Origin of the sequence: Hydrogenophaga taeniospiralis, from assembly GCF_020510445.1 — a bacterium.
Lineage (GTDB): Bacteria > Pseudomonadota > Gammaproteobacteria > Burkholderiales > Burkholderiaceae_C > Hydrogenophaga.
Genome location: NZ_JAHBAG010000001.1, coordinates 3,301,253 through 3,314,688, shown reverse-complemented (window position 1 = coordinate 3,314,688; position 13,436 = coordinate 3,301,253). Strand labels below are relative to the sequence as shown.

The following is a 13,436-nucleotide window of genomic DNA, read 5'->3' as shown; positions in this document are numbered from 1 at the left end:
ATCACGGTGCCCGCCAGGGCGGGCGCTGGCGCGTCAGCGCAGACCCGCCAGCCGTTCGCGGGCCGCTGCCGCGGCCTCGGACCGCGGATGCTGTTTCACCAGATCGTTCAGCGTGCGGCGTGCCGTCTTGCTGTCTTTCATCTCGATCTGGCTGTTGGCCATGGCCAGCATGGCTTCGGGCGCACGCAGGTGTGTGGGGTACTGCGTCACCAAGCGGCGATGGCTGTCAATGGCGTCTTTGTAGGCCCGGTTTGCGTACTGCGCGTTGCCCAGCCAATACAGTGCCGACGGGGTGTAGCCGCTGTCCGGATAACGGCGCATGAAGGCCGCGTAAGCCTGCGACGCCCGCACAAAGTCGGAGCGGCGCAGCACTTCCATGGCCGCATCAAAATCGCGCTTTTCCTCGGGTGTCGCCGTGAACTCCAGGCCATCCAGAGACACCCGCACCGGTTCCACCTGACGCAGGCGTTCGTCGATCCCGACCTGAACATCCTTCTGCTGGCGCTGCAATTCGGAGACCTCGCGCGCGAGCTGCTCGTTCTGCCCGCGCAGCCGGGCCAGTTCGCCGCGCAGCTCCTCGATCTGGTTGGAGAGTTCAAGCAGGCTGCGGCGGTGGGCCGCACCGCTTTCCCGCGCTTCGGCCAGAGCGGCATCGGTGGCCTGGCTTTTGGCTTCAAACTTCTGTCGCAGTTCGATGACGGCCTTGCGCGCTTCGTCGTCATCGAACAGGGCATGCGCCTGCAGCGGCCACCAACCGGCAACGGTCAGCATCGCCGCCGCGGATGTCAGGGAAAAACGCATGGTGCTCAGCGGTAGGTCAGTTCAACGCGACGGTTCTTGGCAAACGACTCTTCATCAAAACCCGGCACCGCAGGCTTTTCTTCACCAAAGCTCACGGGCTCCATCTGCGTCTCGGGGACGCCCAGCAAGGTCAGCGCGCGGCGCACGGCTTCGGCGCGTTTCTGACCCAGTGCCAAGTTGTATTCACGTCCACCACGTTCGTCGGTGTGGCCTTCGAGCGCCACTTTGCGATTGCGATTGGCGTTGAGGTAGCGGGCGTTGGCTTCGAGCGTGGCGGTGAAATCAGCGCGCACTTCGTAGCTGTCGTAGTCGAAATAGATCACGCGGGCCATCCCCGCTGGCTGCTGGGAGTCCATGCCGGGCACTTCGACCCCGGCAACCCCGCGCGGGTCCACACCACTGCCCTGCCCGCCCTGGCCACCCGCGCCGGTGGAGGTGCCGCGATCTTCCACCGGCACGTCGTCGAGCTTCACGCTGGAGCCGCAGGCGGCCAGAGAAACCACCAGCACGGCGCCGGTGAGCCAAGTCAGCCAGCGAGGCGTGTTGCGGGTCGAGGAGTGAGCGTCGGGTTTGGCGTTTTTCAACATGAGGATGTCCCTTTCTGAACGGGTATGCAATGGAATGGATGCGGTGAACCAGGGGCCGGCAGCCCTCAGCGTGTGAAGGGGCCCCACTCGGGCTCGCGGATGTCGCCGCGTGCGCCGGCAAGCCGGGTCTTGATGCGGCCATCCACGGTGGTGGTCATGAGCGCTTCCTGGCCTTTGTCGCGGGTGGCATAGATGATCATGCGGCTGTTGGGCGCGAAGCTCGGGCTTTCATCGGCGCTGGTGTCCGTCACAGCGGTCACATTGCCGTTGGCCAGCTCCATCACGTGCAGGCGAAAGGCCCCCCCCACGCGCGAAACGAAAGCCAGCCAGCGCCCGTCCGGGCTCGGCGACGGCGAGATGTTGTAGTTGCCTGTGAAGGTCACGCGCTGGGGGTTGCCGCCCTGCGCGCCCATCTTGTAAATCTGTGGCGATCCACCGCGATCGCTGACGAAGAAGATGGTCCGGCCGTCGGCGCTGAACACCGGCTCGGTGTCGATGCTGGAGCTCTGGGACAGCCGGCGGGGCTCGCCACCGTCGGACTCCATGGCGTAGATCTGCGCGTTGCCGGAGATCGAGAGCGTGGCCACCAATTGCCGGCCATCGGGCGACCACGAAGGGGCGCTGTTGGAGCCGCGGAAGTTGGCGAGCAGCCGGCGCCTGGCCGTGGCCACGTCGTGCGAATAGATCACCGGCTTGCGTGACTCGAACGACACGTAGGCCAACTGCGCCCCGCCGGGTGCCCAGCTGGGGGAAATGATGGGTTCCGCGCTGGTCAGCGCGGCCCGCGCATTTTCGCCATCGGCATCGGCCACCCACAGGCTGTGGCGCGTGCCGGCCTTGGTCACATAAGCGATGCGGGTCGAGAAGACACCCTTTTCGCCGGTGAGTTTTTCGTAGATGTAGTCGGCAATGCGGTGGGCCGCGAGGCGCAGATCTTGTGTGGCCACGGGGTAGCTCAACCCGCCGAGGTCTTGCCCACGAACCACGTCCCACAGGCGGAACCGCACGTCGTAGCGGCCATCGGCCAGGCGCGTCACGCTGCCGGTGAGCAGGGAGTCGGCCCCTTTGCTGCGCCAGGGCGTGAGGTCCGGCCGGGAGGTTTCGTCCAGCCGTGCGGCCACGGGTTCGACAAAACGGAACTGCCCGCTGCGCTCGAGATCGGCGCGCACGATGGCGGCCATGTCCTGATCGATCTGCGCATTCTCTCGAAAGCTGACGGCAGAGAACGGTATCTGCGTCATGCCCGCGCCGGACACTTCGACGCGGAACTGGGCCTGGGCTGCCTGCCAAGGCATCGCCATCAGAGGGAGGGCTGCGGCGCCGCTGAGCATGCCGCGTCGGGAAAGTCGCCAGTCAGATGGGTTCAAATCCAGCATTCGTCACAAGGTTGGGGAGGGGCGAAAACGACGCCACAGGCGCGTCCTGCGGGTCCGACAACGGATAATAACGGAACCGGGCACGGGCCCCGTGACAAGATGTGCCGTCACCCCTTCTTTCCTGCGGTATGACCGGGCACTTCCTGTTGGCCCGAACCGATCTTTCGACACCCCCAAAAGCCGCCAGGCCACACCGCCTTGACCCCATCGATTCCCACGCGCTCCCTGCCGGCAGAGACGATCCGGCAACGCCTGAAGCGGCTGTGGCCGTATTTCCGCTCCGCCCGCGCCGGCATCGCGCTCGCTGCCATGGGAACCCTGCTGGGCGCGGCCACCGAACCCATGATTCCAGCGCTGCTCAAGACGCTGCTGGACCGGGGTTTCGCCGAAGGCAACATCGCCTTGTGGATGGTGCCCGTGGCCCTCATGGGGCTGTTCGGCATCCGGGGCATGGCCGGTTTCGTGGCGCAGTACGCGCTGTCCTACACCGCCAGCCTGGGCCTGCTGAATCTGCGCCGGGCCATGTTCGTCAAGCTCAACCATGCGCAGATGACGCTGTTTGCCCGCCAGAGCGCGAGCAAGCTTTCCAACACCCTGGTCTACGAGGTCCAGACGGGCTCCACCATGCTGGTGTCGGCGCTGCTCACGCTCACCAAGGACAGCCTGACCCTGCTGGCCCTGATGGGCTATCTGATGTACCTGAACTGGAAGCTCACCCTGATCGTGCTGCTGCTGTTTCCAGGCTTGGTCCTGATCATGCGCGTGCTCTCGCGCCGCCTCTACAAGCTCACCAAGTCGAGCCAGGACGCCACCGATGAACTGGCCTATGTGGTCGAGGAAAACGCGCTGGCCCACCGCGTGGTGCGGCTTCATGGTGCGCAGCAGCGCCAGACCCACCGCTTCGATGGCCTGAGCGTGGCGCTGCGGCGGCTGGCCCTGAAATCCACCATCGCTCAGGCCGCCATGACGCCGCTCACGCAGCTGCTGGCGGCTGCCGCGCTGTCGGCGGTGATCGCGGTCGCGCTGTGGCAGAGCAGCAGCAGCGGGGTGACGGTGGGCAACTTCGTCGCCTTCGTCACCGCCATGCTGATGCTGATCGCGCCGATCCGCCACCTGGCTGAGATCGCCGGCCCCATCACGCGCGGCCTGGCCGCGCTGGAGCGCGGCCTGGACCTGATCGACCACACACCGGAGCAAACCAGCGGCACCCACACCGCCACGCACGCACAGGGCGATATTTCGCTCCGGCAGGTGTGGGTGCGCTACCCGGCCAAGGACGGAGCGACTCCGAACGAGGCCGACGATGCCAGCCGCACCGCGTTGCGGGGCATCGATCTGCACATCCGCCCCGGTGAAGTGCTGGCATTGGTGGGCCCCTCGGGATCGGGCAAGACCACCCTGGCCAACCTGTTGCCCCGCTTCGTGGAAGTCGAGCGTGGCGAGGTGCTGCTCGATGGCGTGGCGCTGCCCGACTGGGACCTGCGCAGCCTGCGCCGCCAGTTCGCCATGGTCAGCCAGGACGTGGTGATGCTCAACGACACGCTGGCGGCCAATGTGGCGCTGGGTGCCGCGGACGACGAGATCGACGAGGCCCGCGTGCGCGCCGCGCTCGACTCGGCCAACCTGGGCGATCTGGTCGAGCGACTGCCGAGAGGGGTGCACAGCACGGTGGGCCACAACGCCGCCGAACTCTCCGGCGGCCAACGCCAGCGGCTGGCGATCGCGCGGGCGATCTACAAGGATGCGCCGGTCCTGATCCTGGACGAGGCCACGTCTGCGCTGGACAACGAATCCGAACGGCTGGTGCAGGACGCGCTGGCCCGCCTCATGAAGGGCCGCACCACGCTGGTGATCGCGCACCGCCTGTCCACCATCGAACACGCCGACCGCGTGGTGGTGCTGGCCAACGGACAGATCATGGAACAGGGCACGCACCGTGAGCTGTTGCATGCCGACGGCCTGTATGCCCGGTTGCATGCGCAGGGCTTCAAACCGGAAGTCGAACAGGAATGAAAAAACCGGAGCCACCTGTGCAGGCGGCTCCGGTTTCGGTTCAGACCTCTGAGCGGGCTCAGAAGTTGTATTGCAGGCCCACGCCGAAGTAGTCCAGGTTGCCCCAGCCGGCGTTGTTCACGCGACGCTTGAAGGTGTGGTCGGCATCAAAACGAACCGACAGATTTTCCGTCAGGCCGTAGGTGGCGCCAAAGCCGATCAGGGGACGGGTCTGGCTGTCCGAGTGGGAGGCGCCAGCCGCCTGGGTCCAATGCGTGCCTTTGGAACTGCTGTGCTTCACGTTGGCCACACCGGCCTTGGCGAACAGGCGCAGATCGTCGGTCACGTTCGCGCCCACGGTCACGCGTGCACCGAAGACCCGTGTGGAGAGCGCGTTCACATAGCCATTCGCCGCGGGGTACTCCAGGCTCTTGCCACCCTGGTAGAACACCTCGGCGCCCAGCAAGTCGTTGAACTGCAGACCCGCGCCCAGCTGGAGGCCGGTTTCGGTGCCACTGGCACCCACGCTGTGGGCCGGATTGTTCTCGAGGTGGATCACGCTGTCGTGCACCGAGCCGACCGTGCCAAACACGTACGGCGTCATGCGCGCGGCGGGTGACGCGGCCTGAGCGGGTGCGGCCACCGGCGCAGCAGCGACCGGTGCAGGCGAGGGAGCGGGCGCGGCCGCTACCGGTGCGGCCACCGGTGCTGGAGCGGGCATAGGCACCGCGCGGGGCACGACGTCCGAGAAGCGGTTGTCGCACTGGGCCATGGTGGCGCGCACGCCCTCGCCCGACTTGTTCAGGTACTGGTTGACGGGCATGTCCGGGCTGTAGGGCACGAACTTGCCCTGCAACGGTTTGGCGACGCCGTTGCGGCCATTTTTGCGGCCCACGCCCACATCACAAGCGCCGAGCCGGTACTGGGGTCCCAGATCGGCCAGGCGTGCCGTGCGCACAGCGGTCTCGCCCTTGCGGCGCAACGGGCTCATCTTGGTGCTGGGCTGGTAGAACTTGGCGGTTCCCGCCTGAACGGCCGCATCGCACTCGGCAGCGGTGTCGTAGCCGACGTTGCCGTTCTTGTCAGAGACTTGGCCCGCGTGGGCATGAAACGTAAAGAGAGTGCCACCCAACAGGAGCAAAAGTGGCTTGAGGGAATTCCTGAGCATGTTGTTATCCAAAAACAGAGTGAAAACGGCAAATTGTCCGCAAGCGCCTCGGGGAAAACCCCAGGTTTTGCGCACAGCGCCCGATTGTCACGAAGACACGCAGCGACAAGCCCATGAATCGGGGAAAAAAAGAGTTCAGCGTGTTGGCTGTGTCATTCCGGTCACAGAGTCGCGCCAGAAGCGTCCGGTGCGAGCGCGGCGGCAACCCGCGGCTACAGCAGCACGATGTCGTACTGCTCCTGCGTCATGGACCCTTCGGCCTGCAGCGAAATCGGCTTGCCGATGAAGTCGCTCAGGCCGGCCAGATGCTGGCTTTCTTCGTCCAGAAACAGCTCGACCACCTGGGGGGCAGCCACCACACGGAACTCGCGCGGGTTGAAGGCCCGCGCCTCGCGCAGGATCTCGCGCAGGATGTCGTAGCAGACGCTGCGCGCGGTCTTGACCACGCCTTTGCCACTGCAGGCCGCGCAGGGTTCGCTGAGCATCTGCGCCAGCGACTCGCGCGTGCGCTTGCGCGTCATCTCCACCAGACCGAGTTGCGAAAAACCGCCGATCATGGTCTTCACACGGTCGCGCGCGAGCTGTTTGCGGAACTCGGTGAGCACGGCCTCGCGGTGGTCCTCGCGCACCATGTCGATGAAATCCACGATGACGATGCCTCCCAGGTTGCGCAGGCGCAACTGGCGCGCGATCGTCTGGGCGGCTTCGAGATTGGTGCGAAACACCGTGTCGTCGAAATTGCGCGCCCCCACAAAACCACCGGTGTTCACGTCCACCGTGGTCAGCGCCTCGGTCTGGTCGATCACCAGATACCCGCCGGATTTCAGATCGACCCGGCGACTGAGCGCGCGCACGATGTCTTCGTCGATGTTGAACAGGTCAAAGATCGGGCGCTCGCCGCTGTAGTGCTGCAGCTTGCCCACCGTATCGGGCATGAACTCGGCCGCGAAGGCCTTCAGCAGGCCATGCTGTTCGCGTGAATCGATGCGGATCGACTGCGTCTGCGCACTCACCAGGTCGCGCAGCACGCGCTGCATCAGGTTCAGGTCTTCGTGCAGCAGCGTGGCGGGCGGCTGGCGCGTGGACGCCTCCTTGATGCGCAACCAGGTCTTGCGCAGGTAGGCTGTGTCTTCAATCAGCTCTTCGTCGGTCGCGTCCTCGGCATTGGTGCGCAGGATGAAGCCGCCCGCAGCGCTGCCGTCGGACGTGGCGGTCAGCCGCACCAGGCGTTGGCGCAGCGCTTCACGCTGGGCCGGCGGAATCTTCTGCGACACGCCAATGTGGTTGTCCTGCGGCAGGAACACCAGCAGCCGCCCCGCAATGCTCATCTGCGCCGTCAGGCGCGCGCCCTTGGTGCCGATCGGATCCTTGAGCACCTGCACCATGAGCGCCTGGCCTTCAAAGATCTGCCGTTCGATCGGCAACACCGGATCGGGTGTGAGCACACGGGCGTTGCCGCCGTTCGGCGCAGGCTGGGCCGACGCCTCGTTCGTGGGCGCGGCCTGGCCACGCTCACGCGGCGCGGCGTGTTTGGCCGCGATGTTGGGCATGAGGTCGGCCACGTGCAGGAACGCGGCGCGGTCCAGACCGATGTCGATGAAAGCCGACTGCATGCCCGGCAACACCCGCGAGACCTTGCCCAGGTAGATGTTGCCCACCAGGCCGCGCTCCAGCGTACGCTCCAGATGCACTTCCTGCACCGCGCCCTGCTCCACCACCGCCACACGGGTTTCCTGGGGCGCCCAATTGATCAAAATGTCCTGGCTCATGGAATCGCTTGTCTCGGTTGTGATCGGATCGGCGGCTCAGACCAGCCGCACGCCAGCGGCGCCCAGCACCTGCGCCGTCTCGTGCGCGGGCAGGCCCATGATGCCCGAATAACTGCCGCTGATGTGGTGCGTCCACAGCGCAGCGCGCCCCTGGATCGCATACGCGCCGGCCTTGCCCAGCGGCTCGCCGCTGTCGGCGTAGCGCCGGATCTGCGCAGGCGTGAGCGCATCGAAACTCACCCACGAGGTGGACAGTGCGCTCCATCGCCGCGCACCCCGCGCACCGGGCTTGCCCACCGCCACCGCCGTGAGCACCCGGTGGCGACGGCCCGCCAGATCGGCCAGCATGCGGCAGGCCTCGGCCGCATCGGCCGGCTTGCCCAGGATGCGCCGGCCCAGCGCCACCGTGGTGTCGGCGCAGAGCACCGGCGCGGGCGGCAGGCCGCGGCGTTGGAGCCTGGCCAGAGAAGCCTCCAGTTTGAGACCGGTCACCCGCTGCACATAGGCCGCAGGCGCCTCGCCGGGGAGCAGCGCTTCGAGTGCCTCCACGTCTTCGTCGGCATCGGGCAGCAGCAGTTCGCAGCGCACGCCCCACTGTTCGAGCAGTTGCAGGCGTCGCGGACTCTGGGAGGCAAGGTAGATGAAATCGGACATATGAAAACCAAGACCTGTGGATCAACGCAGAAGGAGGTGCCGCCACCGGATCGCAGGGGGACGCCCCCTCCGCGACCCGCGCGGCGATGAGGCGCAGGGAACGGAATTCACTCTCGGTGGTAAGGGTGGTTGGCATTGACCGACCACGCCCGGTACAGCTGCTCGATCAGCAGCACCCGCACCATCGCGTGGGGCAAGGTCAGGTCGGACAGGCGAATGCGCTGGTGCGCAGACGCCCGGAACGCCGGTTCCAGGCCGTCGGGTCCGCCGATCACCAGGGCCACGTCGTCTCCCTCCAGCTGCCATTGCTGCAACTGCTGGGCCAGCGCCTTGGTCGTGAGCGCCGTGCCGCGCTCGTCGAGCACCACCACGCGGCAACCGCGTGGAAGGACCGCCTGGATGCGCTCGCGCTCGGCCGCCAGCAGCGTCTCCACGGTTTTGGAGCCGCGCGGTTCGGTCTTGACGGTCTTGATTTCCACCCGCAGTTCGGGCGGAAAGCGTTTGGCGTAGTCGTCGTAGGCGGTCTGGGCCCAGTCGGGCATGCGCTGCCCGACCGCGACGATCACCAGCTTCATGCCTTTTTCTTGGGTGCCGCTTTGGCCACGGTCTTGGCGGCAGGCGCCCGCTTCACCGCAGGTTTGGTGGCCGATTTGGCGGCCGGACGCGTCGCGCTCTTGGGCTTGACCACCACGGTCTTCAGCGGGGTCTTGGCGGGTGCGGCGCTGGTGGCCGTCTTGCGACTCGCGGGCTTCGTGGCCGTCTTGACCGCGGCTTTGCCGGTCGCCCGCGTGGCCGTCTTTGCACCGGCCTTGGCTGGCGCGGCGACCACGGCGGCAGAAGCCGCCTTGGCGGCCTTGCGCGCCACCGACTTGGCGTCGATCGGCTTGACTTCCTTGGCGGCGACTTTCTTCGTGGTCTTGGCCGCCGTCTTGGTGGCTGGCTTGGCTTCGGCCGCCTTTTCAGCGCCGTGCTTCAGGCGCACCGGCTTGGAGCCCCAGATTTCTTCCAGGCGGTAGTACTGCCGGATCACGGGCTGCATCACATGGGCCACGGCGGCACCGCAGTCCACGATGATCCATTCGCCGTTGTCTTCGCCCTCGATGCGCGGTTTGTCGAAGCCGGCCTCGCGCACGGCGTCGCGCACGCTGGCGGCCAGCGCCTTGGTCTGCCGGTTGGATGTGCCGCTGGCGACGATCACGCGCTCGAACAGGGGGGAGAGATGTTCCGTGTTGAAGACCACGATGTCCTGACCCTTGACGTCCTCAAGCCCATCGACAATGGCGCGCTGGAGTTTCTGGATGTCTTTTTTGCCGGTGGTTTCGCTGGTCATGAAGGATTCTGATAAAGGTGATGGAGTGAAATATAGCTTGCGACGGCCTCGGGCACCAGAACCTGCAGCGAGTCACTGCGGCTGATGGTCTGCCCCAGATGGGCACGCACGGCGGTGGCGCTGATGTTTTTCAACGGCATGTCCAGCCGCCGAAATGGCAGGTCAACGCCCGAAAGATCCGTTTCCTGTTGCGGGTCGAGCGTGGCGTCGGCGCCGATGTTGGTGGCGCGGTTGGCCACGGCCAGCGTGGCCTGCGCCAGCACCTCGGGCCAGCGCACCCAGCTTTTGAAGGCCAGCAACTGGTCGGCCCCCAGCACCAGGAACAACTCTGCGCCCGGGTACTCGGTGGCCAGTTCTTTCAGGGTGTCGGCGGTGTAGCTCGGGCCGGCGCGGTGGATCTCCCGTTCGTCGATGCGGGTGTTGGGCAGGTCGCCAAAGGCCAGCCGACACATGTTCACCCGGTGTTGGGCCGGCGACAGCACGCGTGCCTTGTGCCAGGCCTGTCCCGTGGGCAGGATGTGCAGCACGTCGAGCCCGAGCTGGCTCAACGCCACGTCGGCCAAGGCCCGATGCGCCCAGTGGGGTGGATCGAACGCACCGCCGAACATGCCCACACGCTGGGGCCTCGTGGCCATGGCGCTTGCCGGGGCCATCAGAGCCAGTCCTTGCGCACCAGAAATTCCTTGTACAGCCGGTCTTCCGGTGTGCCTTTTTTGCTCTTGCGGTTGTAGGCCCAGCTCACCAATGGTGGCATGGACAACAGGATGGACTCGCTGCGCCCGCCCGACTGCAGGCCGAAATGGGTTCCTCGGTCCCAGACCAGGTTGAACTCCACGTAGCGTCCGCGACGGTACAGCTGGAAGTTGCGCTCGCGCTCGCCGTAAGGCATGTTCTTGCGCTGGTCCACGATGGGCAGGTAGGCATCGAGAAACGCGTCACCCACCGAGGCCGTCATGGCAAAGCTGCCGGCAAACCCCAGCTCGGAGAAATCGTCGTAGAACACGCCGCCGATGCCGCGCTGCTCATCGCGGTGCTTGAGATAAAAATACTCGTCACACCAGGTCTTGAAGCGCGGGTACTTGTCCACCCCGAACGGGTCGAGCGCGGTCTTGCAGCTGCGGTGGAAATGCACCGCGTCTTCCTCGAAACCATAGTAGGGCGTGAGGTCCATGCCGCCGCCGAACCAGCACACCGGCGCGCCGCCCCGGGGAGTGGCGGCGATCATGCGCACGTTCATGTGCACCGTGGGCACATAAGGGTTGCGCGGGTGGAACACCAGCGACACGCCCATGGCCTCGAACGGCGCACCCGACAGCTCGGGCCGGTGTTGCGTGGCCGAGGGTGGCAGGCGCGGGCCTTTCACATGCGAGAAACCGCAGCCGGCGCGTTCGAACACCGCGCCATCCTCCAGGATCTGCGTGATGCCCTGCCCTTGCAGCGGTTCACCAGGCGCCTTCTTCCACTTGTCCACCAGGAAACGGCCGCCATCGATCATGGCCACGGTGGATGTGATGCGCTCCTGCAGGTCGGTCAGGTAGTCGCGAACCTCTTGCGTCTGTTGGCTCATGCGGGTGTCCGGGTGTGCGGAAATCGGGTCGCCCCGGCCAAGCGCGGCATCACACCGCGCGGTAACCGATGTCGCGGCGGAACTGCATGCCGTCAAAGCGGATGCGGTCGATCGCGTCGTAGGCTTTGCGCTGGGCGCTGGCCACGGTGTCGCCAAGGGCTGTGACACACAGCACCCGGCCACCCGAGGTCACCACCTCCCCGCTGGACGCGCTGGTACCGGCGTGGAACACCATGAGATCGGCCGCATCCGCCGGCAGGCCGGTGATGGCATCGCCCTTGCGCGGACTCAGTGGATAACCCGCAGCCGCCAGCACCACGCCCAGCGCCACGCGTGGGTCCCACTCCAAAGCCACCCGATCAAGCTCGCCGCGCGTGGCGGCCAGCAACACCTGCGCCAGGTTGCTCTTGAGGCGCATCATGATCGGCTGGGTTTCCGGGTCGCCCATGCGGCAGTTGAACTCCAGGGTCTTCACACGGCCGTCGGGCGTGATCATCAGACCGGCATACAAGAAGCCGGTATAGGGAATGCCGTCGGCCGCCATGCCGCGCAGCGTCGGCAGGATCACCTCGTTCATGGCGCGGTCGTGCACCTCGGGCGTGACCACCGGCGCGGGCGAATATGCACCCATGCCGCCGGTGTTCGGGCCCTGATCCGCGTCCAGCAGCCGCTTGTGGTCCTGGCTGGTGGCCAGCGCCAGGGCATTCACGCCGTCGCACAAGACGATGAAGCTGGCTTCTTCGCCTTCGAGGAACTCTTCGATCACCACGCGCGCGCCACCTTCGTTGTGCGCCACGCCCAGCGTGTTGTCCACCAGCATGAAGTCGATCGCCTCGTGCGCCTCGGGCAGCGACATGGCCACCACCACGCCCTTGCCCGCCGCCAGGCCATCGGCCTTGATCACGATCGGCGCGCCCTTGGCGTCCACGTAGGCATGGGCCTGCACCGGATCGGTGAAGGTCTGGTACTCGGCCGTGGGGATGCCGTGGCGCTGCATGAAGGCCTTGGAGAAGGCCTTGGAGCTTTCCAGTTGCGCGGCGGCTTTCGTGGGGCCGAAGATCGACAGGCCATGGGCACGGAACTCGTCCACCACGCCCGCGGCCAGCGGGGCTTCAGGGCCGACCACCGTGAGCGCGACGCCGTTGGCCTGCGCCCATTCGCGCAGCGCCACCTTGTCGGTGATCGCCAGATTGACCAACTGTGGGTCGCGCGCCGTGCCGGCGTTGCCGGGCGCCACGAAGACCTGGCTCACGCCCTCGGACTGTTTCAGCTTCCACGCCAGCGCGTGCTCGCGGCCACCGCCGCCAATCACCAGAACTTTCAAACCCATCTCCAAAATTCAATCACAGTGTCGAAGCGCAATGCCCCATCGAGAACGCGGCGGAACCGGCTTTGCCGGACCGCACGCGTTGCCACCTTGAGGGGGTGACGCGCACAGCGCGGCTCGGGGGTGGGTCACAGCTCGGCGTTGTGGAAAACCTCTTGCACATCATCGAGGTCTTCGAGCACATCCAGCAGCTTCTGCATGCGGGCAGCGTCTTCACCGGCGAGGGGAACGGTGTTCTCGGCGCGCATCGTCACCTCGGCCACCTCGGGCTTCAGGCCCGCCGCTTCCAGCGCGTTTTTCACGGCCTCGAAATCCGTGTAGGCGGTCAGCACCTCGATGGCGCCGTCCTCATCGGTGATCACGTCTTCGGCGCCGGCCTCCAGCGCCACTTCCATCACCTGGTCCTCCGAGGTGCCGGGAGCAAAAATGATCTGGCCGCAGTGTTTGAACTGGAACGCCACCGAACCGTCGGTGCCCAGGTTGCCGCCGTACTTGCTGAATGCATGGCGCACTTCGGCCACGGTGCGCACCTTGTTGTCGGTCATGGTGTCGACGATGATGGCGGCACCGCCAATGCCGTAGCCCTCGTAGCGAATTTCTTCCAGCGCCTGGCCCTCCAGGGCGCCCGAGGCCTTGTCCACGTTGTATTTGATGCGGTCGGCCGGCATGTTCGCGGCCTTGGCCTTGTCGATCGCCAGGCGCAGGCGCGGGTTCATCGCAGGGTCGCCGCCGCCGGTGCGGGCGGCCACCGTGATCTCACGGATGACGCGCGTCCAGATCTTTCCCCGCTTTTCGTCCTGACGACCCTTGCGGTGTTGAATATTTGCCCATTTGCTGTGTCCGGCCACGAAAGATTCCTTATCCC

General features: G+C 66.1%; 13 protein-coding genes. 1 reads left to right on the top strand and 12 read right to left on the bottom strand.

Going from position 1 to position 13,436, the window contains the following annotated elements; translation table 11 throughout:
* Positions 1 to 33 precede the first annotated feature (33 nt).
* The 3 genes from ybgF to tolB all read right to left on the bottom strand — a co-directional run bounded on the left by ybgF (position 34) and on the right by tolB (position 2,719).
* On the bottom strand, positions 34 to 801 hold the full coding sequence (gene ybgF / locus KIH07_RS15860) for a tol-pal system protein YbgF (protein WP_226492892.1): 768 nt from the start codon (positions 799 to 801) through the stop codon (positions 34 to 36).
* 5 nt (positions 802 to 806) lie between these two features.
* Positions 807 to 1,388 (bottom strand): peptidoglycan-associated lipoprotein Pal, encoded by a 582-nt coding sequence (gene pal / locus KIH07_RS15855; RefSeq protein ID WP_226492891.1) that lies wholly within the window; start codon positions 1,386 to 1,388, stop codon positions 807 to 809.
* A 65-nt stretch (positions 1,389 to 1,453) separates the two neighbouring features.
* A complete protein-coding gene (gene tolB, locus KIH07_RS15850; protein WP_226494727.1) occupies positions 1,454 to 2,719 on the bottom strand; it encodes a Tol-Pal system beta propeller repeat protein TolB in 1,266 nt (421 codons plus the stop codon).
* A gap of 243 nt (positions 2,720 to 2,962) precedes the next feature.
* On the opposite strand from tolB, the gene msbA reads away from it, so the two are divergent.
* Positions 2,963 to 4,777 carry a lipid A export permease/ATP-binding protein MsbA gene (msbA, locus tag KIH07_RS15845; RefSeq protein ID WP_226492890.1) on the top strand — a complete coding sequence of 605 codons (1,815 nt, stop codon included), beginning with the start codon at positions 2,963 to 2,965 and terminating at the stop codon, positions 4,775 to 4,777.
* A 58-nt stretch (positions 4,778 to 4,835) separates the two neighbouring features.
* Here the strand turns inward: msbA and KIH07_RS15840 are convergent, their stop codons facing one another.
* The 9 genes from KIH07_RS15840 to KIH07_RS15800 all read right to left on the bottom strand — a co-directional run bounded on the left by KIH07_RS15840 (position 4,836) and on the right by KIH07_RS15800 (position 13,419).
* Complete coding sequence (locus tag KIH07_RS15840) at positions 4,836 to 5,924, bottom strand: outer membrane protein (protein ID WP_226492889.1); 1,089 nt, start codon at positions 5,922 to 5,924, stop codon at positions 4,836 to 4,838.
* A gap of 212 nt (positions 5,925 to 6,136) precedes the next feature.
* Complete coding sequence (locus KIH07_RS15835; RefSeq protein ID WP_226492888.1) at positions 6,137 to 7,693, bottom strand: Rne/Rng family ribonuclease; 1,557 nt, start codon at positions 7,691 to 7,693, stop codon at positions 6,137 to 6,139.
* A gap of 36 nt (positions 7,694 to 7,729) precedes the next feature.
* A complete protein-coding gene (locus tag KIH07_RS15830) occupies positions 7,730 to 8,347 on the bottom strand; it encodes a Maf family protein (RefSeq protein ID WP_226492887.1) in 618 nt (205 codons plus the stop codon).
* A 107-nt stretch (positions 8,348 to 8,454) separates the two neighbouring features.
* Positions 8,455 to 8,922 (bottom strand): 23S rRNA (pseudouridine(1915)-N(3))-methyltransferase RlmH, encoded by a 468-nt coding sequence (gene rlmH / locus KIH07_RS15825; RefSeq protein WP_226492886.1) that lies wholly within the window; start codon positions 8,920 to 8,922, stop codon positions 8,455 to 8,457.
* On the bottom strand, positions 8,919 to 9,677 hold the full coding sequence (gene rsfS / locus KIH07_RS15820; RefSeq protein WP_226492885.1) for a ribosome silencing factor: 759 nt from the start codon (positions 9,675 to 9,677) through the stop codon (positions 8,919 to 8,921). Before rsfS ends, rlmH begins: the two co-directional genes overlap by 4 nt.
* The gene (nadD, locus tag KIH07_RS15815; RefSeq protein WP_226492884.1) at positions 9,674 to 10,312 is read right to left on the bottom strand and encodes a nicotinate (nicotinamide) nucleotide adenylyltransferase; all 639 of its coding nucleotides are present in this window, start codon (positions 10,310 to 10,312) and stop codon (positions 9,674 to 9,676) included. The genes rsfS and nadD overlap by 4 nt, the downstream gene beginning before the upstream one ends.
* Before the next feature lie 17 nt (positions 10,313 to 10,329).
* On the bottom strand, positions 10,330 to 11,244 hold the full coding sequence (gene hemF / locus KIH07_RS15810) for an oxygen-dependent coproporphyrinogen oxidase (RefSeq protein ID WP_226492883.1): 915 nt from the start codon (positions 11,242 to 11,244) through the stop codon (positions 10,330 to 10,332).
* 49 nt (positions 11,245 to 11,293) lie between these two features.
* A complete protein-coding gene (purD, locus tag KIH07_RS15805) occupies positions 11,294 to 12,568 on the bottom strand; it encodes a phosphoribosylamine--glycine ligase (protein WP_226492882.1) in 1,275 nt (424 codons plus the stop codon).
* A 131-nt stretch (positions 12,569 to 12,699) separates the two neighbouring features.
* Positions 12,700 to 13,419: a YebC/PmpR family DNA-binding transcriptional regulator gene (locus KIH07_RS15800; RefSeq protein WP_226492881.1), complete on the bottom strand. Its 720-nt coding sequence runs from the start codon at positions 13,417 to 13,419 to the stop codon at positions 12,700 to 12,702.
* Positions 13,420 to 13,436 lie beyond the last annotated feature (17 nt).